The organism is Dyadobacter sp. 676, assembly GCF_040448675.1.
Lineage (GTDB): Bacteria > Bacteroidota > Bacteroidia > Cytophagales > Spirosomataceae > Dyadobacter.
This window is the reverse complement of the sequence record NZ_CP159289.1, coordinates 6467217-6485398: the sequence shown is the minus strand read 5'-3', so window position 1 is coordinate 6485398 and position 18182 is coordinate 6467217. Positions and strand designations below refer to the sequence as shown.

16 protein-coding genes and 1 pseudogene are annotated in these 18182 nt (G+C 52.1%); 12 read left to right on the top strand and 5 right to left on the bottom strand.

The window, feature by feature from the left end:
• Positions 1–22: 22 nt before the first annotated feature.
• Positions 23–2227: a DUF5682 family protein gene (locus tag ABV298_RS28485; RefSeq protein ID WP_353719526.1), complete on the top strand. Its 2205-nt coding sequence runs from the start codon at positions 23–25 to the stop codon at positions 2225–2227.
• A gap of 2 nt (positions 2228–2229) precedes the next feature.
• A complete protein-coding gene (locus tag ABV298_RS28480; protein WP_353719525.1) occupies positions 2230–3360 on the top strand; it encodes a VWA domain-containing protein in 1131 nt (376 codons plus the stop codon).
• A gap of 3 nt (positions 3361–3363) precedes the next feature.
• Here the strand turns inward: ABV298_RS28480 and ABV298_RS28475 are convergent, their stop codons facing one another.
• The 3 genes from ABV298_RS28475 to rluF are packed head-to-tail and all read right to left on the bottom strand — an operon-like array spanning position 3364 to position 7619.
• The gene (locus ABV298_RS28475; protein WP_353719524.1) at positions 3364–5553 is read right to left on the bottom strand and encodes an alpha-galactosidase; all 2190 of its coding nucleotides are present in this window, start codon (positions 5551–5553) and stop codon (positions 3364–3366) included.
• A 20-nt stretch (positions 5554–5573) separates the two neighbouring features.
• Positions 5574–6815, bottom strand: a complete 1242-nt coding sequence (locus tag ABV298_RS28470; RefSeq protein ID WP_353719523.1) for a serine hydrolase — start codon at positions 6813–6815, stop codon at positions 5574–5576.
• Between the two features lie 57 nt (positions 6816–6872).
• Positions 6873–7619 carry a 23S rRNA pseudouridine(2604) synthase RluF gene (gene rluF, locus ABV298_RS28465; RefSeq protein WP_353719522.1) on the bottom strand — a complete coding sequence of 249 codons (747 nt, stop codon included), beginning with the start codon at positions 7617–7619 and terminating at the stop codon, positions 6873–6875.
• A 157-nt stretch (positions 7620–7776) separates the two neighbouring features.
• Between rluF and ABV298_RS28460 the strand changes: the two genes are divergently transcribed.
• Both ABV298_RS28460 and ABV298_RS28455 read left to right on the top strand, forming a co-directional pair.
• A complete protein-coding gene (locus ABV298_RS28460; RefSeq protein WP_353719521.1) occupies positions 7777–9075 on the top strand; it encodes an acetylxylan esterase in 1299 nt (432 codons plus the stop codon).
• Positions 9076–9102: 27 nt separating this feature from the next.
• Complete coding sequence (locus tag ABV298_RS28455) at positions 9103–10407, top strand: Gfo/Idh/MocA family oxidoreductase (RefSeq protein ID WP_353719520.1); 1305 nt, start codon at positions 9103–9105, stop codon at positions 10405–10407.
• 422 nt (positions 10408–10829) lie between these two features.
• On the opposite strand, the gene ABV298_RS28450 is transcribed toward ABV298_RS28455, so the two are convergent.
• Positions 10830–11186: a hypothetical protein gene (locus ABV298_RS28450; RefSeq protein ID WP_353719519.1), complete on the bottom strand. Its 357-nt coding sequence runs from the start codon at positions 11184–11186 to the stop codon at positions 10830–10832.
• A 103-nt stretch (positions 11187–11289) separates the two neighbouring features.
• Positions 11290–11616: a tetratricopeptide repeat protein gene (locus ABV298_RS28445; protein ID WP_353719518.1), complete on the bottom strand. Its 327-nt coding sequence runs from the start codon at positions 11614–11616 to the stop codon at positions 11290–11292.
• Positions 11617–11710: 94 nt separating this feature from the next.
• Between ABV298_RS28445 and ABV298_RS28440 the strand changes: the two genes are divergently transcribed.
• The 8 genes and pseudogenes from ABV298_RS28440 to ABV298_RS28405 all read left to right on the top strand — a co-directional run bounded on the left by ABV298_RS28440 (position 11711) and on the right by ABV298_RS28405 (position 18097).
• Positions 11711–12448 carry an electron transfer flavoprotein subunit beta/FixA family protein gene (locus tag ABV298_RS28440; RefSeq protein ID WP_353719517.1) on the top strand — a complete coding sequence of 246 codons (738 nt, stop codon included), beginning with the start codon at positions 11711–11713 and terminating at the stop codon, positions 12446–12448.
• A gap of 35 nt (positions 12449–12483) precedes the next feature.
• Complete coding sequence (locus tag ABV298_RS28435; RefSeq protein WP_353719516.1) at positions 12484–13458, top strand: electron transfer flavoprotein subunit alpha/FixB family protein; 975 nt, start codon at positions 12484–12486, stop codon at positions 13456–13458.
• Positions 13459–13787: 329 nt separating this feature from the next.
• The gene (locus tag ABV298_RS28430) at positions 13788–14381 is read left to right on the top strand and encodes a bifunctional nuclease family protein (protein ID WP_353719515.1); all 594 of its coding nucleotides are present in this window, start codon (positions 13788–13790) and stop codon (positions 14379–14381) included.
• 129 nt (positions 14382–14510) lie between these two features.
• Positions 14511–15390: pseudogene (locus ABV298_RS28425) on the top strand (ABC transporter permease).
• 61 nt (positions 15391–15451) lie between these two features.
• Complete coding sequence (locus ABV298_RS28420; RefSeq protein ID WP_353719514.1) at positions 15452–15667, top strand: DUF3098 domain-containing protein; 216 nt, start codon at positions 15452–15454, stop codon at positions 15665–15667.
• Positions 15664–16440 (top strand): undecaprenyl-diphosphate phosphatase, encoded by a 777-nt coding sequence (locus ABV298_RS28415; RefSeq protein WP_353719513.1) that lies wholly within the window; start codon positions 15664–15666, stop codon positions 16438–16440. Before ABV298_RS28420 ends, ABV298_RS28415 begins: the two co-directional genes overlap by 4 nt.
• A gap of 32 nt (positions 16441–16472) precedes the next feature.
• Positions 16473–17174 (top strand): tRNA pseudouridine(55) synthase TruB, encoded by a 702-nt coding sequence (gene truB / locus ABV298_RS28410; protein ID WP_353719512.1) that lies wholly within the window; start codon positions 16473–16475, stop codon positions 17172–17174.
• Positions 17171–18097, top strand: a complete 927-nt coding sequence (locus ABV298_RS28405) for a bifunctional riboflavin kinase/FAD synthetase (protein WP_353719511.1) — start codon at positions 17171–17173, stop codon at positions 18095–18097. The genes truB and ABV298_RS28405 overlap by 4 nt, the downstream gene beginning before the upstream one ends.
• Positions 18098–18182: the final 85 nt, after the last annotated feature.

Here is an 18182-nt window from a genome sequence, read left to right as displayed (position 1 = left end):
TTTTTAAAAATTCTGGAAACCAATGTCCGTTCATTTACTAGGCATCCGCCATCACGGTCCGGGCTCGTCACGCCACGTGCTTGCCGCGCTTGCCTTCATCCAGCCCGATATTATCCTGGTCGAAGGTCCGCCCGAAGGCGAGGCGATGTTGTCGTGGGCCGCGCATGCGGATATGCGACCGCCTGTGGCCCTGCTCGCGTACGTACCCGACAACCCTCACCAGGCGACTTTTTATCCGTTCACTATCCACAGCCCGGAATGGAACGCCCTCCGGTACGGACTGGAAAACAACATCCCCGTCCGGTTCATCGACATGCCGATGGCCCACAGCTTCGCATTGGAAAATCAGCCCTCAGCCCACCGCAAACCCTCTGCCGAACAAGGGAACCAGGAAGGTGCGCACCGGCATCCGCTGGCGCATTTTGCCCGGATCGCCGGTTTCGACGACGAAGAAGAATGGTGGGAACACCAGTTCGAGATCGCGCACCAGCCGGGGGAAGTATTCCAAGCAGTGGCCGAAGCCATGACCGCGCTACGGGAAAACCGGCCGCTCCGCGAAGATAAAAACGAGGACCTCCGCGAAGCGTTCATGCGGAAATCGATCCGTATCGCACAAAAAGAACAGTTTGCAAACATTGTCGTCGTTTGCGGGGCATGGCATGTGCCGGCATTGCGCGAAATGCCGAAAGCAAAAGAAGACGACGCACTGTTGAAAGGCCTGCCCAAAACGAAGGTGGAAACTACCTGGATACCCTGGACGAACGACCGGATGTCGTTCGAAAGCGGTTATGGTGCGGGCGTGGAATCGCCGGGATGGTACCGTCATAACTGGGAGTATCCGCACGACCAGGGCACACGCTGGCTCTCGAACACGGCGCGGGTGTTCCGGGAAAACAACGTGGACATTTCTTCTGCGCACATTATCGAGGCTGCGCGGCTGGCACACGCCCTTGCCGGCTTGCGTGGATTAACGAGGCCCGGACTGAAAGAGCTCAACGAAGCAACCGTGGCTGTGATGTGCATGGGCGACGACACGCTCATGAGATTGATCCGCCGTGAACTGATCGTGGGCAAAGTTTTCGGGCAGGTACCAGAAGGCACCCCGCAGGTTCCCTTGCAGCGCGATCTCGACCAGTTGATCCGCAAGTACCGGATGAAGGTCGCCAGCGAGGAAAAGACGCTCAAACTGGATTTGCGGGAAGAAAACGATTTGCAAAAAAGCATTCTCCTGCACCGGCTGCAATTGCTGGACATCCGCTGGGGAACCATCGAAACCGTGACCGGCAAGGGAACCTTCAAGGAAGAATGGACATTGCGATGGTATCCCGAACTAACCATTAATCTCCTGGAAAAAGCTCCCTGGGGCAACACGGTGGAAGAAGCCGCCGGAAAATACCTCGAAAACCGCGCAGCCGCATGCAACCGGCTCGACGAGATCACGCCGTTGGTACAAAGCGCTATTCCGGCCGACCTGCCAGCCGCATTGGCGGTTACCATGCGCCGGATGGACGAACTGGCCGCCGGCACGTCCGACATTCCCATGCTCATGGATGCATTCGTGCCGCTGGCGCAGGTGAGCCGCTACGGCAATGTCCGCAATACCGACCGGGATACGATCGGCCTCATCATGCGTACGGTATTCTATCGGATCGTGGTTGGATTGCCACCGGGCTGCACAGGTATAGACGACGATCAGGCTGTGGCGATAACCGACAAAATCCGCGAGGTAAACCAGGCGGTAACAATACTGGAATCCGGGGAACTGAAAGACGCGTGGACCGAGGCATTGCGAGCCATTTTCCATTCCGACCGCAGCGCGCCATTGATCCGGGGCTTTTGCTGCAAAGCATTATATGACGCCCGGTTGCTGGACATGGAGGCCACTTATAATGCATTTGCCAAGGCATTGTCGGTCAATAACGAACCGTCGTCGTCGGCCAGCTGGCTGGAAGGTTTCCTGAAAGACGCCGCCATGGTACTCATCCTGGACGACACCATCTGGAATGTTGTAAACAAATGGGTGACAACTTTGCATGAAGACGTGTTTTTGCAGGTGGTGCCTTTGTTGCGAAGGACATTTGCAAATTTCACCGATGCGGAAAAACGAAAGATAGCCGGTCGCGCCAAACAGGAACGCCCGGGAGCGGGAACCGTTCAAATCCGGGAAATAGATAAAGAAAGAGCAAAGCGGGTACTGCCGCAGCTCGAAATACTGATGGGACTTTGACTATGGAAAATAACGCAGCCCAAAGATGGCGACTCATACTGGGCAAGGAGGTGCAGGATGAACTCGAATATACGCTCAACAAGCAGGAAACCGGTATAGACCGCACGCTTGATGCGCTTTACAATACCGAACGCAAAGGTGGCCTCGGGGCTTCTTCGCCCAATGTGTCGCGCTGGCTGGGCGATATCCGTGAGTACTTTCCTGCCTCGGTGGTGAAAGTAATGCAGCAGGATGCCCTGAAACGATTGAAGCTGACATCCATGCTTACCGAGCCTGAAATGCTGGAAACCATTGTTCCCGACGTTCAGCTGGTGGCTAACCTGATGACATTGGGCAAACTGATTCCGGAAAAGACAAAAGCTACCGCCCGGCGGGTGGTAGCCAATGTGGTGGATCAGCTTATGCAGAAACTCGCCGGCCCGACCCGCCAGGCTATTACGGGCAGTCTTAACCGCGCGGCGAGGAACATCCGGCCGAGGCACAATGAGATCAACTGGAATGAAACGATCCGCAAAAACCTCAAACACTATCAGCCCGGCTACAAGACCATTATCCCCGAAATTAAAGTGGGCTATGGCCGTAAACGCAAGGCATTGAAAGACGTTGTACTTTGCCTCGACCAGAGTGGTTCGATGGGCACATCGGTCATTTACTCGGGAATTTTCGGATCGGTAATGGCGTCTATACCGGCTGTACAAACGAAAATGGTCGTTTTCGACACCTCCGTGGCCGATCTCACAGAAGAATTGCAGGATCCGGTGGATTTGCTCTTCGGTGTACAACTCGGCGGCGGCACCGATATTCACCGTGCCCTTTCCTATTGCCAGCAGCTTGTCACCCGCCCCCTCGATACCGTGCTCGTGCTGATCAGCGATCTTTATGAAGGAGGGAACGAGGCCGAAATGCGTAAGAAAGTCGCCCAATTGGTCGACAGCGGCGTTCAGGTAATCACGCTGCTTGCATTGAACGACGAAGGCGCACCGTCTTACGACCATCAGAATGCGGATTTCCTGGCGAGTCTGGGCATATCCGTGTTCGCCTGCACTCCCGATAAGTTCCCCGACCTGATGGCCGCCGCGTTCAGCAAGCAGGATATCGCGGCATGGGCCGGTATGCACGACATCAAACTTTGAATCTTATTCCAACACAAACCAGGTGTACCCCCTGGCGGGGATTTTTACATCCAGCCCGACATTGTACCGGCGGTCCACCGGAAGTTGTTTGATTGCCCCCTCCTTCTCGCGGACCCGGATCGTCTGATGCTGTCCGGTGTAGTAAACGGGCAATTCGATCTTCCGGACGATAGGTTCGTTTAAAGGATTGTAAAGCATTACAAAACCCTTTTCCTTCAAAGCGGGGTTCACATGCATAATCCCGTCCCAGTCCCGGCCGTCCGCCCGGCGCAAATGAACGACGTCCGAATTGAGAATATCCCTGTATTTCTTATACCAGCCGATCACTTTCACGACTGTCTCGCGCGTTTTGTCGGTGTCGTACAAACGCGGGCCGCGGTAGCAAGCCTGAATCCCGGCACCGTAATATTGCACCATGAGTTGCTCGTAGGCATCGAGGTGTTCCGAAAGCGGTTCGAGGATCGCGTCGTCTTCGCCCCCGTGGTATTTTGTAAGCGGTACGAAGCCCCACACCATCGAGGGAATCTCGGCCCACATAGCGTCGTAAATATTTTGCCGGTTCAGGATTTTCTGCTGATCGCGCGACAGGGAGAAATTAACTTCCCGATAGCCTAAAGCGATTTTATTTGTACCATCCAGAAAATACCAGTCGGGTGCATTCACATACACGCCGTGTTCGTTGCACCACCGGTAGAGGCTCTTCTGCAACTCCATTTGCCGCCATTGCGAATCATGCAGCCCTTCGTGGCCCGGGTGGGTTGTCGAGCCACAAACGTCGCCCGGATAAGGGCCGTCGTTCTCGAAAATATCGAATCCGGTACGGGAAATGAATTTTTTCAGCTTTTCCAGATAGGCCAATCCCCATTTACTGCCCATGCAGGGCGCGTGGCCGCCGAAGAACGCACCGCCGGGCTTGCCGGTCCGAGGGTCGATTACATCGTCCTCGTCGCTGATACGCCGGGAACTAAAAAGAGAATAGCTGCCGATTTTTACATTCTTGCTATGCGCGTAGTCGGCCATGAGCTTCCATTTTTGTAGGTTGGCGGCGGCGGTATCTTCCATATTGCAATGACTTCCGAACGACAGTATCAACGCCTCATAACCCGTAGCCGCGCATTGGTCGATAGCCGTGCGGACTTCCCCGTCGTTTTTACTCACCAAATGCATGAAAATGGGGTTGCTGGTAGTCCATGGTGCGATGGTCCGGTACATTTTTCTAATGGCCAACCCTTTCCGCTCCCGGTCGTAGCTATCCTGCAACAATTCATACGTACGAACAGATTCGAGGGTTTCTCCGCTTTTAAGCGATATACCCATCTCGCGGGCAGGATGCACTTCCAGCAGGCAAGGCGTCCGGTAAGGATAATGCACCTGCGAAGTATAGGCCGGATCGGCTTTCCAATGCGTGGCCTGATCGCTCAGCGGATACCGCATGGCGTTATTGAAGGCGAAATTGTTTTCAATGTAAATCCCGTTGGGAACGGCCATTTTTTCGGGCTTCCCTTCCACGGCACTTTCCTCCTCCACCACGCCGAGTACCTCGTTTACAATCTGATCTACCCGCACTGCCCTCTCCGTACCATTTTTCAGCGTAACCCATTTGCTGATCAGGGGAATACCGTCGTAAATCGCGTAATGCACCTGCACCTCCAACCCTTGTAAATCCGGCAATGAGGATTGATAACGCATGGTGATCGTCTTGCCGGCGGGCTGCCGCTTGTTGCCCGTCCACATGGTAGTTTGCCACCGCAGGTATGGCTGCAAGTCATTTACCTCATAACCTTTGTAATGAAAGGCACTGTCGGACGCCGTAAATCCCTCGACCCACTCGGGCAACAGATAGCCGTGTTCCTTTTGTCCATTCAAACCACCCACCGGATAACTGCGCCCGTTCAGGACCAGTCGTGCCTCGGGCTTGACGGCACGGATCAGCTCCTGACCATTCGATAGGTTCTTAAAGCTCGTACAAGCGGCGTCGGGCGTAATGCGGATCACACGTTTGAGCAACCCGTTGTATAATATAATGTCTTTCCCGTCTTCGGACTGGTAAATATCCGCCTGCTCTTTCACCGGGTGGATCAACCAGTCGACGCTGGTTTGCTGATCGGGGCCGGCATCCCGAACGGGCAGTTTCTGGGCACAGGCCGCATTCGCGACGATGCATAGCGATAGCGCAAGGGTTTTAAAATTCATGGTAGTTCGTGAAAAAGGATTTAGTATTCAATGCGGAACCTGGACAGATCGGGCCGGAATTCTCTTTTTCTGCCCAATTCATATTGATAAATCAGTCGACCGAGGTTTTTCATAAACGGGTTACACACTTCCTTGTATTCGTAGCGATTGTCATTGAAAACCCCATCCTCGTTCGACTGCACGACCGCACTGAGCATAAACTCTATCCTGTTCTCAAAATCGACGATATAGGCATTGTCGACAATGAACCCGTACGAGTCCCCATACTTGTTGAAAATCCTGATATTCCTGTCAGGCCTGGCGTCTTTGTCTGCTCCGTAAAAGAGAAACTTCGCGTAGAGTGGCCAATATTCGACGGGATCGTAACGCGGAAAATCACTTTCGGAAGGTAATTTGCTCATGTAAGTGTAAATGAGCCGGTAATCTTCCGCTGTTAAATGAAAGCGTTCACGCTCGGGAAACACTTCCGGAAAAAGCAGCTTTTTCAATACCTGTTGCTGGTCGGTAAGGCTGAATGCATTCTTGTTGGACATATCGAACGGTTTGTTCACGAGCCGGTCGGAACTGTCCATGTAGGCTCTGCCCATAGTTGTGCTGGTCAGGTTCAACGGATAGTCTTTCGGATCGAACCTCCCGGGCTGGCTGTAAATCAGCCTCGCACCGTCATAAAAACTCACCGGGTTGGTATGTCTCGACGTTTCGTCGGTGTCCTTTACCGCGTAACGATTGAGAATGCGGCTGGTCGTCAGTCCATGCCTATGCAATCTCTCGTTGATCTCCGCCCGGCCGATCCATTCGTAAAGCCGGTTATAGGCATCGTTATCGCTTACGAGTAATATTTTTTTAATATAATGTTCCAATGAAGGCATGCCATTGGCGGCGGAGCTGTCCTTTTCGACCGGCGTCTGTTTAGCGAAATCGGCCCCCGTGATCATAGTGCTGTTACGGCTCAAACCGGTAATTTTCAGCTCATTCAGCTTTTCCAATGCAAAAATCACCGTGGGCAGCTTCACAGTGCTCGCGGGGAAAAAGTAATGCAGGTCATCGAGGTTATAGCTGTAACTTTTGAAATGCGGCACATTGTTCCGATCTCGGTCAATCTGCGTATAAAGCACCTGGACCTCGTTTTTCTGCGGATGGTTAAGGATATTGCCAAATAATTCCAGCCGGCTTCGCAGCAGTTTTTCAAGCAAAACCGTGTCGGGCGCCTGCGCAAACAAACGCTGGCCAAGCAACAAAAACAAAAGCAAAAATCTGGCCATAATTAAATCCCACCGATTAAACACTTCTTCCTTCCTCCTGCTCCTCCCTTCTTACCCCTACTCCTCCCATTCATCCGGATAGGAAGCCTCCTCAGTCTTGGTCGACCGCGACACGGCCTCATTGATTTCCTGCATTTCGTCGGCGGTCAGGTCGCGCCATTGGCCCGTCGGCAGATCCTTTAACGTCACATTCATGATCCGGACGCGTTTCAGTCTGGTCACACTGTACCCCAGGTATTCACACATCCGGCGGATCTGGCGGTTAAGGCCCTGGGTCAGAATGATCGTAAAAACGAAACTGCTTTCCTTTCTCACGAAGCATTTCCGGGTCACAACTCCTAAAATAGGCACGCCAGCCGACATTTTTTGTATAAAATCGGGAGTAACGGGCTTATTGACAGTCACCACGTATTCCTTTTCGTGATTATTCCCGGCGCGGAGAATCTTGTTCACGATATCCCCGTCACTCGTCAGGAATATCAGTCCCTCAGAAGGTTTGTCGAGCCGGCCGATGGGAAAAATGCGCTCCTTGTGACGGATGTAATCGATGATATTGCCCTTGACATGCCGTTCCGTTGTACAGGTAATGCCCACCGGCTTGTTGAATGCGATATAGACCGCAGGTTTTTTAGCCTTCAGAGACTTTCCATCGACACGCACGTCGTCGCCTTCCGCAGCTTTATCGCCCAGAACGGCCTCCCGGCCATTGAGCGTCACGCGGCCCTGCTCTACGAGCTTGTCGGCCTCCCTTCTCGAACAAAAGCCGGTTTCGCTGATAAACTTGTTGATCCTTACTGGTTCCAATGCTAATCTTCTTTTTCGAATGCGCTATTGTTTCGCAAACGGCAAATTAATTCAATTCACAAAAAAAATGGGGTTGCATATAGAGATTCGGGCATTTATGCCCTTTTCCCTCCATGTTAATTATATCCGATCACAAAATAGAACAAATTGCCGGTCTATGAAAAATCGATTTTTATTAAGTCAAATCTTTCTTTGGATAACCATTCTTTCCCTTCATGCGCAGCCCGCGCGCAGGCCCGTCGAGGTGATCGTCACGACCGACCGCGACGACTGGACTTACAAGCCCGGGGAAAAAGTACAATTTATGATCAGCGTGCTACGCAACGGTAACCCTGTTAAAAACGCGCAGGTACGCTATGAAATCGGCCTGGAAAAGCTGGATCCGACTATCAAAGAAACTAAAACCGCTGCCAACAGTACATTGATTGTCGACGGGGGAACACTCAAAACACCGGGCTTTCTGCGCTGCATTGCCTGGGCGACCGTCGACGGCGTGGAGTTCCGCGGGTTGGCTACCGCTGGTTTCGATCCGTTTAAAATACAACCGACCGTTACCAACCCGGACGATTTCGATGCATTCTGGGACAACGCGAAAAAAGAGCTCGCCGCCGTACCGATGGATGCCAAAATGACCCTTTTGCCCGAACGCTGCACCGAGAAAACGAATGTGTATCACCTCAGCCTGCAAAACAACCGTCCGGGCGTACGTGTATACGGTATTTTAAGCATTCCTAAAAAAGAAGGGAAATATCCCGCGCTCCTGCGTGTGCCCGGTGCCGGTGTACGCGGCTACTATGGCGATGTAGTCACTGCCGATAAGGACATTATCACGCTTGAAATCGGTATCCATGGCATTCCGGTGACCATGGACCCATCCGTTTACATCGATATGGCGCAAGGCGTATTGAACGGCTATCCCTCCTATAATCTGGACGATAAGGATAAGTTTTATTACAAACGCGTATACCTCGGCTGCGTGCGTGCGAACGATTTCCTGACCAGCCTGCCGCAATATGACGGTAAAAACCTGGCTGTGACAGGCGGAAGCCAGGGCGGCGCACTGTCGATCATCACCGCAGGCCTCGACCCGCGCGTGAAGTGGCTCGGCGCATTCTATCCGGCATTGAGCGACGTGACGGGTTACCTGCACGGCCGCGCAGGTGGATGGCCGCATTATTTCGATAAAAACGGCGTCAAAACAAACAATACCAGGGAGAAACTGAATACGGTTTCCTATTACGATGTCGTCAACTTCGCGCGGCGTGTGAAGGCGCCGGGGCTTTATATGTGGGGCTTCAATGACGAAACCTGCCCTCCAACTTCGATGTACGCGGCCTATAATGTGACCACCGCCCCCAAAGAATTGAAATTGTACCTCGATACCGGCCACTGGACCTATTCCGACGAACGCGACGCAATGAACAACTGGCTGATCGACAAACTGAAAGGCAAGTAATCTCTACAAAAACCGAAACATACATTTATGGATCGCAGAACATTTATCGAAAAGTCGGCGCTTGCGGGGGCCGCGTTTTCCTCCCTGCCATTGCTTACGGCGTTGAGACGCGCGTCGCCATACCGCACGGCGCTCATCGGTGCGGGCTGGTGGGGCACGAATATCCTCCGCTGCGCCATCCAGGCGGGCGAATCGAAGCTGGTCGCATTGTGCGACGTGGACCAGAACCAGTTGAAAACATGCTCCGAAGTTTTCGCCAAACTTACCCCCGACAAGCCGAAACTTTATAAAGATTACCGCGAAATGCTGGCCAAAGAAAAGCCGGAAATCGTGATCGTCGCAACGCCCGACCACTGGCATGCGCTATGCTGTATTGCGGCGATCGAATCGGGCGCGCATGTTTACGTAGAAAAACCGATTTCGCACACCATTAAAGAAGGCCGCGCGATGGTGAACGCCACGCGCAAGCACGGCCGCATCGTGCAGGTAGGTACGCACAGGCGCGTGTCCCCGCATAACGTTTCGGGTATGGAATTCCTGAAATCGGGCAAGGCCGGTAAAATCGGGATGGCGCGGGCATTTGTGCATTACGGTGGCGGTCCGGGCCAGAAAACGCCGGACGCGGAGCCGCCGCAAGGGCTCGATTGGGATTTCTACTGCGGCCCCGCCTCGCTGGTGCCTTATAATAAGACCATTCACCCGAAGGGTTTCCGGAATTACCTCAATTTCGCCAACGGCACTTTGGGCGACTGGGGTATTCACTGGCTCGACCAGGTACTGTGGTGGTCGGAACAAAAATATCCGAAGAAAATCTATTCCACCGGCGGACGGGCAATCCGCCAGGACAATACCGATGCGCCCGACCACCAGGTGGCCGTTTATGATTTCGACGGGTTTACGCTGGAATGGGAGCACCGTAACTTCGCGGCCAACAACGCCGAAAAAACCCATCCGAATCAGGCGGTGGGCGTATATTTCTACGGAACCGAAGGCACGTTCCACATGGGCTGGCTCGACGGCTGGACTTTCTACCCCACCAATCCGAACAAACCGGTAATCCATCAGGACGCTCAGCTCAACAAGCCCGACGACCAGAATATCCAGCAACTTTGGGCCAATTTCCTGGAATCCATCAAAACCAATAAACCGCCGGTCTGCGAGATTGAAGTGGGGCAACGCTCTACAAACGTGGCGCTGTTGGGGATGCTTTCCTACAAACTGGGAAGAAGTATCGTATGGGACGGCGAGAAAGAGCTCATTCCGGACGACGACGAAGCAAACAAACTGCTAAGCCGTAACTACCGTGGAGAATGGAAGTATCCACAGGTGTAAACTGTCAAGTGGGGTCAGGGGTAGTCAGGTAGTGGTCGTTTGTGGTCAGGTAGTGTCATTTATTGTCAGGAATTGTCATTTGTGGTCGGGTAAGTCATTTGTCTCAGGTATTGTCATTTGTCGTCATTTGTGGTCAGGCGTTGTCAATTGCGGTCAGGTATTGTCATTTGTGGTCAGGCATGAACAAGAGTTGCTATCTGGCCGATCCTGATATGCCCGACTATAAAATGGCTACCTGACTATACTTGACAATACCTGACTATACTTGACAATAGCTGACTACAACTGACAACTCTTGACTACAAATGACTACAACTGACAACTCTTGACTACAAATGACTACAACTGACAACTCTTGACTACAAATGACAATACCTGACAACTCTTGACTACACCCGACTATAAACGACCATACCTGGCCGTCAGTCGATCTTGACCACTTCTGCAGGGATGTTATATTGATCTACCGCCTCGCGGGCGAAGCGGACGTGTCCGCGCGGGGCCATCAGGTACAGTTTGGCACCTTTCATGTTTGCCAGTTCGCTCAGCAGTTTCCACTTGGAGATATACCCGCGCATCTGGTCGGTTTTAATGCACACTTCCAGATAATGGCGGTTAAACATATTTACCCCAGTCACATCAGGCGTAAAACGGGTGTTATCTGCGGCCCTTTCGTATGATTTCGGGGTTTCATAACCCTCCATATTTGCCTGGATATCCTTGAACCCGTGCGACTTTGCCCACTTCACTACCAGCGGGATGAATGCTTCCTTTTCCATATTGACCATGCATTAATTTCCTCCCGACAGATTCGGGAGATATGTTAAAAAAATCAATCCTGACGTACAGAGGGAATGCAGCGGCTTGACGGCCCTGAAAAACTCAGTCTTCCAGCTCGTCGAGGAATGTATTGTAGGCCGAGAGCAGCTCACGGTGTGTTTTCGCATTCTTTTGTGCAAGCGCGAGCTCCACACCTTTCTTATAGATCTCCTCAGCTATTTCCACTTTATCCAATGCAGCAAAAAATGCGCCAGCGTGATAGTATGTGGGCAAATAATCCGGATGTTTTTCCAGAAGCAGGTTAAAATAATGCTCTGCTTCCTTCGGGTCGGACTTGGCATATTCGATCGCGAGCGCATAGGCGTTGAACGGATCGTTCGGGTCTTCTTCGTAAAACGCCTTTAAATTGGCGAGTAGGGAGGTGTTCATCGATATTATTATGCTTGCATACTGTTTACTTTTCTCTTAATTTGCCCGGGCAAAGTTATTCTCATCAAACGTAAAGATAAGTAACCATACCATCATGAAAATACTCGTTTGTATAACTAATGTCCCCGATACAACAGCCAAGATAAGCTTCACCGACAACGACACCAAACTCAACAAGACTGGTGTACAGTTTATCATCGGCCCCTACGACGACTATGCGCTCGCCCGGGGCGTGGAGTTGAAGGAGCAGCTCGGAGGCAGTCTTACCGTGTTGCACGTAGGTGAAGCCGACGCCGAACCGCAGATCCGCAAAGCGCTCGCCATTGGTGCCGACGACGCTATCCGTGTAAACGCCGATCCGCAGGACTCCTATTTCGTGGCCGTGCAAATTGCGCACATTGCACGCCAGAACAGCTATGACCTGATCCTGATGGGCCGCGAATCCATCGATTATAATAGCGGCGTGGTGCACGGGCTCGTAGGCGAAATGCTCGGCATACCCTCCTATTCGCCCGTAATGAAGCTCGACCTCGAAGGCAACAACGCGACTTTCACCCGCGAGATCGACGGCGGCAAAGAAGTGCTGAAAGCGCCGCTACCGCTCGTGCTCGGCTGCCAGGAACCGATTGCCGAATGGAAAATACCCAATATGCGGGGCATCATGACGGCACGCACGAAGCCGTTGAATGTGGTGGAACCGGTTGCGGTGGATGACATGACCGTTCCGCAAACCTACAAGCTGCCCGCCCCCAAAGGTGCCTGCAGGATGATCCCCGCCAGCGAGGCGGAGACGCTCATCAAATTACTGCAAACCGAAGCGAAAGTGCTGTAAGCCAGCCTATTTTTCAAATTCAAACGAAAACAATTATGTCAGTCCTGATATATGTAGAACTCGATAATGGTTCAATCAAAAAAACTTCGCTGGAAGCGGTGGCCTACGGCGCGAAAGTAGCCGAAAAAACCGGCGGAAAAGCCGTGGTGCTCGCTCTCGGCAACGCGGAAGCGGCCGAACTGGAAAAGGCCGGACGATATGGGGCAACGAAAGTACTCCATGCCGCCGATGCCAGGCTGGAACATGAAAACAGCCTCGCATATGCGGATGCGCTCGCGCAGGCGGCTACTCAGGAAGGCAGCAAAATTATTATCCTCTCCAAGTCGGGCCTGGGCGACGCTATGGCGGCGCGCGCTGCGGCAAAGCTGAAAGCGGGCATCGTTTCCGGCGTTACCGCATTGCCGGAGACAGATGGCGGATTTAAAGTCACACGGGCGATTTTCACCGGCAAGGCATTTGCAACGACGGAGATCAAATCGGATATCAAAGTGCTGGTGGTCCGCAAGAATGCGGTCGAAATCGACGAGACGGGGCCAACGGATACCGTTGCCGCCGTGGAAGCGTTCCAGCCGACGCTGCGGGACAGCGATTTTACCGCCGGCGTCGTGAGTGTTGAAAAAGCCGATTCGGAGCTTTCGCTGACCGAAGCCGAAATCATCGTTTCGGGCGGCCGGGGAATGAAAGGGCCCGAACACTGGCAGCCGCTGATCGACCTTGCCAGAGCATTGGGCGCGGCAACAGGTTGCTCAAAACCCGTTTCGGACCTTGACTGGCGGCCCCATCACGAGCACATCGGCCAGACGGGCATCAAGGTAGCCCCGAACCTTTATATCGCCTGCGGCATTTCAGGCGCAATCCAGCACCTGGCGGGCGTGAACGGCTCCAAATGCATTGTGGTGATCAACAAAGATCCCGAAGCGCCGTTCTTCAAGGCGGCCGATTACGGGATCGTCGGGGACGTTTTCGAGGTGTTACCCAGGCTTACAGAAGCCGCAAAAAACCTCAAATAGAACCGCTAGGCCTCTTTTTTCAAATAAATTGCGGGAAACCACCTGAAAAAAGGAGCTATAAATCAACCGTTTAACTTTTTTTGAAAATGCCCCGGGCCCGACCCGCGCAATCTTAGCCCTTGCCGCATTTTTTTATGCAGCAAGGGTTATTTATTTTTGCACCTTTCATCCGCCAATGGCGTTTTCAAAACAGGAACACTTTGCAGAATTTACTTGTTAAAACGTTGAAAATCAACATTCGTTAGCATTTAAATTTAACCCAGGAAGGCTTACGTAGCCTGAGACATATTCACCACGACTGTTAACCATTTGCGCATCTTAATTTAAACGTGAAAAAAATCAAGTTAGAAATTCTGGGGCTTTCACCAAGCCAATCCCAAGCCGGTTCGTTTGCATTGGTGCTTGGAGAAGAACTAGGCAACCGCAGGCTGCCCATTATCATTGGTGTATTCGAAGCACAGGCCATTGCCGTCCAGATTGAAAACATAGTTCCCAACCGCCCGATGACGCACGACTTGTTCAAGTCGTTCGCCGACGGCATGAATTATACATTGAAGGAAATCGTCATTTCGGATCTCAAAGAAGGCATTTTCTACGCCAAGATCGTCTGTACGGACAATCTCCGCGAAGTGGAGATCGACGCCCGCCCCTCGGATGCGATCGCGATCGGTCTGCGTTTCGACATTCCTATTTATACATACGAAACCATCTTGTCGGAAGCCGGTATCGTTTCCAGCTCAATGAGCGAGGAAGAGGATGAAGATGAAGACGCTGTTCGTGAAACCATCCGCCCCGCGGGCTCAAAAGATTCGCTGCGCGATCTTAGCTACGACGAGCTGCAACGAATGCTCGACGACGCCCTTTCGAAAGAGGATTACGAAAAGGCCGCCAAGATCCGCGACGAAATGGGGCGGCGGAACTGAAACCGCCGTTATAGTTAAAAATAGTTAAGGATCGCCCCACGAAAGGCTGTTTTGAAATTTTAATCCTTATTTTTGCCCGAGTCGTTTTCCTGTAAACCGAACCAACGACGAGCGAAATCCTACGCTGTTATGCCTAAAAAGAAGAAAATCGGGAGTTACCCCAACGCGATGATCGTGATGAGCCTGACGGCAGCATTGTTTCTGATCGGTTTTTGCGGGCTCCTGGTGATCCAATCCAAAAAACTGGTATCCATTATCCGCCAGAACATCGAAGTGCGGGTGTTCATCGACAAGGAAGTTTCCCAAGCGGGCCAGGATTCAATCCTCCATATTATTCAGGTAAAGCCTTTCGTGCTGAAATCCACGGAAACAAAGGCCATTACATTTGTTTCGAAAGAAGAAGCCGCCAAGGAATTCATCGAGGGTACCAAGGAAGATTTCGCTACTTTCCTCGGTGAAAATCCGCTGCGCGACAGCTATCGCGTAAAGATCCAGGAAGATTATTTCGAAGAAGCGAAGCTCCGGCAAATTAAAAAAGACCTCGAACAGATTAAGGGGGTCTACGAAGTGGTGTACCAGGAAGATCTGGCGGACAATATCAACCGCAACGTAACGAAAATCTACATCGTGCTGGCCAGTTTCGCGTTGATCATGCTGGTAATCATCGTGTTGCTGGTTAACAATACCATCAAGCTGGCGATTTACTCCCAGCGCTTCCTCATCCGCAGTATGCAGCTCGTAGGTGCTACCAATGGCTTCATTCAAAAGCCTTACGTGCTGCGGGGGGGCCATTCAGGGGCTTGTCGGCGGTGTGCTGGCGGGTATTCTGCTGATCGGCCTGCAACAGCTGGCGATCCGCAATGTGGAAGGCCTGGCGATGTTGCAGGAATACGACAAAATCGTAATCCTCATCGCCTGCGTTCTCGGCCTGGGTGTCGCGATTGGCGTTGCGAGTACCTATCAGTCGCTCTCGCGCTATCTGCGCATGACGCTCGACGATCTGTACTGACCGTCCGCACCTCTTTCCCCTCTTTCAGCTATTCAGGAACAGTAACCGATAAATAAACGTTATGAGTACTTCAAAAAATGAGCTTCCATTCTCATCATCCAACTACGTGATGATGCTGGTCGGTATCGCGGTGATCCTCGCAGGCTTTCTGATCATGACTTTCGACAGCGAAGAGTTCGGTTTCGGCTTTCTCGGCCTCACCCTTGGCCCCATTGTTGCCGTTGCGGGCTTTATCATCGAGTTTTGGGCGATCCTCCGTAAACCCACCAATTCATGAGCATCTGGCAGGCGATCATTTTAGCAATTGTTGAAGGAATTACCGAGTTTTTGCCCATCTCTTCCACCGGGCATATGATCATAGCCTCTTCGTTCATGGGGATCAGTCATCTGGAATTCACCAAAATGTTCACGGTCAACATCCAGTTCGGGGCTATACTTTCCGTGCTTGTGCTTTACTGGAAGCGCTTTTTCCAGACTACCGATTTCTATTTCAAACTTTTCGTGGCATTTCTCCCGGCGGCGGCGATCGGCTTCCTGCTGAACGATTTTATCGACGCCTTGCTGGAAAATGTATGGGTCGTAGCCATTTCACTGCTTTTGGGTGGTTTTGTACTGATTTTCATCGATCGCATTGCGAACGACACCCGCGAGAAAGTGATCACGTTTCCTACTGCTTTGAAAATAGGTTTTTTCCAATGCATCGCGATGATCCCGGGCGTTTCGCGCTCGGCGTCCACGATCATCGGCGGTATGCTGAACGGCTTGTCGAGAAAGCAGGCTGCCGAGTTTTCATTCTTCCTAGCAGTGCCCACTATGGCGGCCGCGGGCGGTTACAAGCTTTTGAAAACATACGATACCATTCAGAAAGAGGACATTCAGACCCTGCTTATCGGGAATGCGGTGGCATTTGTGGTCGCCATGCTGGCGATCCGGTTTTTCATCAGCTTCCTGACGAAATACGGCTTCAAAGTTTTCGGTTATTACCGCATTATTCTCGGCCTGATCCTGCTAGGTTTGCTGGCGTCGGGCTACCAGCTGGATGTTGTCTGAAAACAGCCGCCGGCATTTAATTACCTTCCGATTTGAGACAAGAAGAAAACATACCCGACGAAGGCGAGGTCATCCTGATCGACAAGCCATTGACGTGGACTTCATTTGATGTGGCCAACAAGCTTAAAAGGGCTTGCAAATTCAGGAAAATAGGCCATGCCGGTACACTGGACCCGCTCGCTACCGGCCTGCTGATCCTTTGTACCGGAAAAAAAACCAAGCAAATCGACCATTTTCAGGCTCAGGAAAAGGAATATACCGGCACACTGGTGCTGGGTAAAACGACGCCGTCCATCGATCTCGAAACCGATTTCGATGCAGAGTTTCCCATCGACCACATCACGCCGGAAACACTCGAAAATGCCAGAAGGCGGCTAACCGGCCCGATTGAGCAGGTACCACCGCTCTTTTCGGCCATTAAGATCGACGGCGTGCGCGCGTACAAGCTTGCGCGACGCGGCGGCGAGGCCGAAATAAAGAAACGGGCGGTTGAAATCCGACTGTTCGAAATCGACGCGAGCCACTTTCCTTCCATCGATTTTAGGATCATTTGTTCAAAAGGTACTTATATTCGCAGTATCGTTCGGGATTTCGGCGTACTGGCGGGCAGCGGGGCTTATATGAGCAAGCTGTGCAGGACCAGGATCGGTAATTTCGAACTGAAAGACGCATGGGAGCTAACGGCTTTCATCCGTCAGAAACGAGTAGCTTTGAATTTGGAAGTTGACGAATGAACATTTATCACAGCCTGGATTCCTTTCAAAAACTGGAATATGGCGTCGTAACCAGCGGCACTTTCGACGGGGTGCATCTGGGACATCAGAAAATACTGGCCCGTCTGAAAGAAATTACCCAGCAATCGGGCGGCGAATCGGTTGTGCTGACCTTCTGGCCGCATCCGCGCACGGTAGTGTCCGAGGACAGCCAGGACCTCCAACTGCTTTCTACGATCGAAGAGAAGATCGATATGTTCTCGCGCCTGGGCATTCAGCATCTCGCAATTATTCCCTTCACCCGTTCTTTTTCGGAACTGACTTCGGAAGAATTTATCAAACAGGTTTTGGTCGAAAAGATCGGCACCAAAAAGCTGGTAATCGGTTATGACCATCGTTTTGGCCGGAACCGGGAAGGCAGCTTCGAATTTTTGCAAAAAAACTGCTCCGAATATGGCTTTGAAGTGGAAGAAATTCCCAGAGAAGATATCGAGCACACGGCAATCAGCTCGTCGCGTATCCGTAAAGCATTGATAACTGGCCACATACAGGAGGCCAACGAACTGCTGGGCCGCCCCTACGCGTTGTCCGGCACTGTGGTAAAAGGGAAACAACTCGGCCGCACCATCGGCTTCCCGACGGCCAATCTTTACGTACACGAGCCCTACAAACTCATTCCGATGAACGGGGTGTACGTGATCAACGCCGTTTACCAGGAGCAGGTATTCAAAGGCATGCTGAACATCGGCGTGCGTCCGACGGTCGACGGCACGGTGCGGACGATCGAGGCGAACCTATTCGACTTCGACAAAGAAATTTACGGAGAAGATCTCAAACTGGAATTACTTCATTATCTTCGCCCGGAGCAGAAATTTAACGGGCTGGACATGCTCGTAAAACAAATCGAGGTGGATAGGGAAAATTCCCTCGCCTATTTCGCCTGATCCCCCGCGAACTCTTTTTTACATACTCATACAGTTTACTTTGAACGAGAGCGTGCCCGACGGCACGCTTTTTTGTCACTATACG

Coding starts and splice junctions, on each gene's coding strand:
- ABV298_RS28485 (WP_353719526.1), top strand. CDS start 23: ATGTCCGTTCATTTACTAGGCATCCGCCATCACGGTCCGGGCTCGTCA.
- ABV298_RS28480 (WP_353719525.1), top strand. CDS start 2,230: ATGGAAAATAACGCAGCCCAAAGATGGCGACTCATACTGGGCAAGGAG.
- ABV298_RS28475 (WP_353719524.1), bottom strand. CDS start 5,553: ATGAATTTTAAAACCCTTGCGCTATCGCTATGCATCGTCGCGAATGCG.
- ABV298_RS28470 (WP_353719523.1), bottom strand. CDS start 6,815: ATGGCCAGATTTTTGCTTTTGTTTTTGTTGCTTGGCCAGCGTTTGTTT.
- ABV298_RS28460 (WP_353719521.1), top strand. CDS start 7,777: ATGAAAAATCGATTTTTATTAAGTCAAATCTTTCTTTGGATAACCATT.
- ABV298_RS28455 (WP_353719520.1), top strand. CDS start 9,103: ATGGATCGCAGAACATTTATCGAAAAGTCGGCGCTTGCGGGGGCCGCG.
- ABV298_RS28450 (WP_353719519.1), bottom strand. CDS start 11,186: ATGGAAAAGGAAGCATTCATCCCGCTGGTAGTGAAGTGGGCAAAGTCG.
- ABV298_RS28445 (WP_353719518.1), bottom strand. CDS start 11,616: ATGAACACCTCCCTACTCGCCAATTTAAAGGCGTTTTACGAAGAAGAC.
- ABV298_RS28440 (WP_353719517.1), top strand. CDS start 11,711: ATGAAAATACTCGTTTGTATAACTAATGTCCCCGATACAACAGCCAAG.
- ABV298_RS28435 (WP_353719516.1), top strand. CDS start 12,484: ATGTCAGTCCTGATATATGTAGAACTCGATAATGGTTCAATCAAAAAA.
- ABV298_RS28420 (WP_353719514.1), top strand. CDS start 15,452: ATGAGTACTTCAAAAAATGAGCTTCCATTCTCATCATCCAACTACGTG.
- ABV298_RS28415 (WP_353719513.1), top strand. CDS start 15,664: ATGAGCATCTGGCAGGCGATCATTTTAGCAATTGTTGAAGGAATTACC.
- ABV298_RS28405 (WP_353719511.1), top strand. CDS start 17,171: ATGAACATTTATCACAGCCTGGATTCCTTTCAAAAACTGGAATATGGC.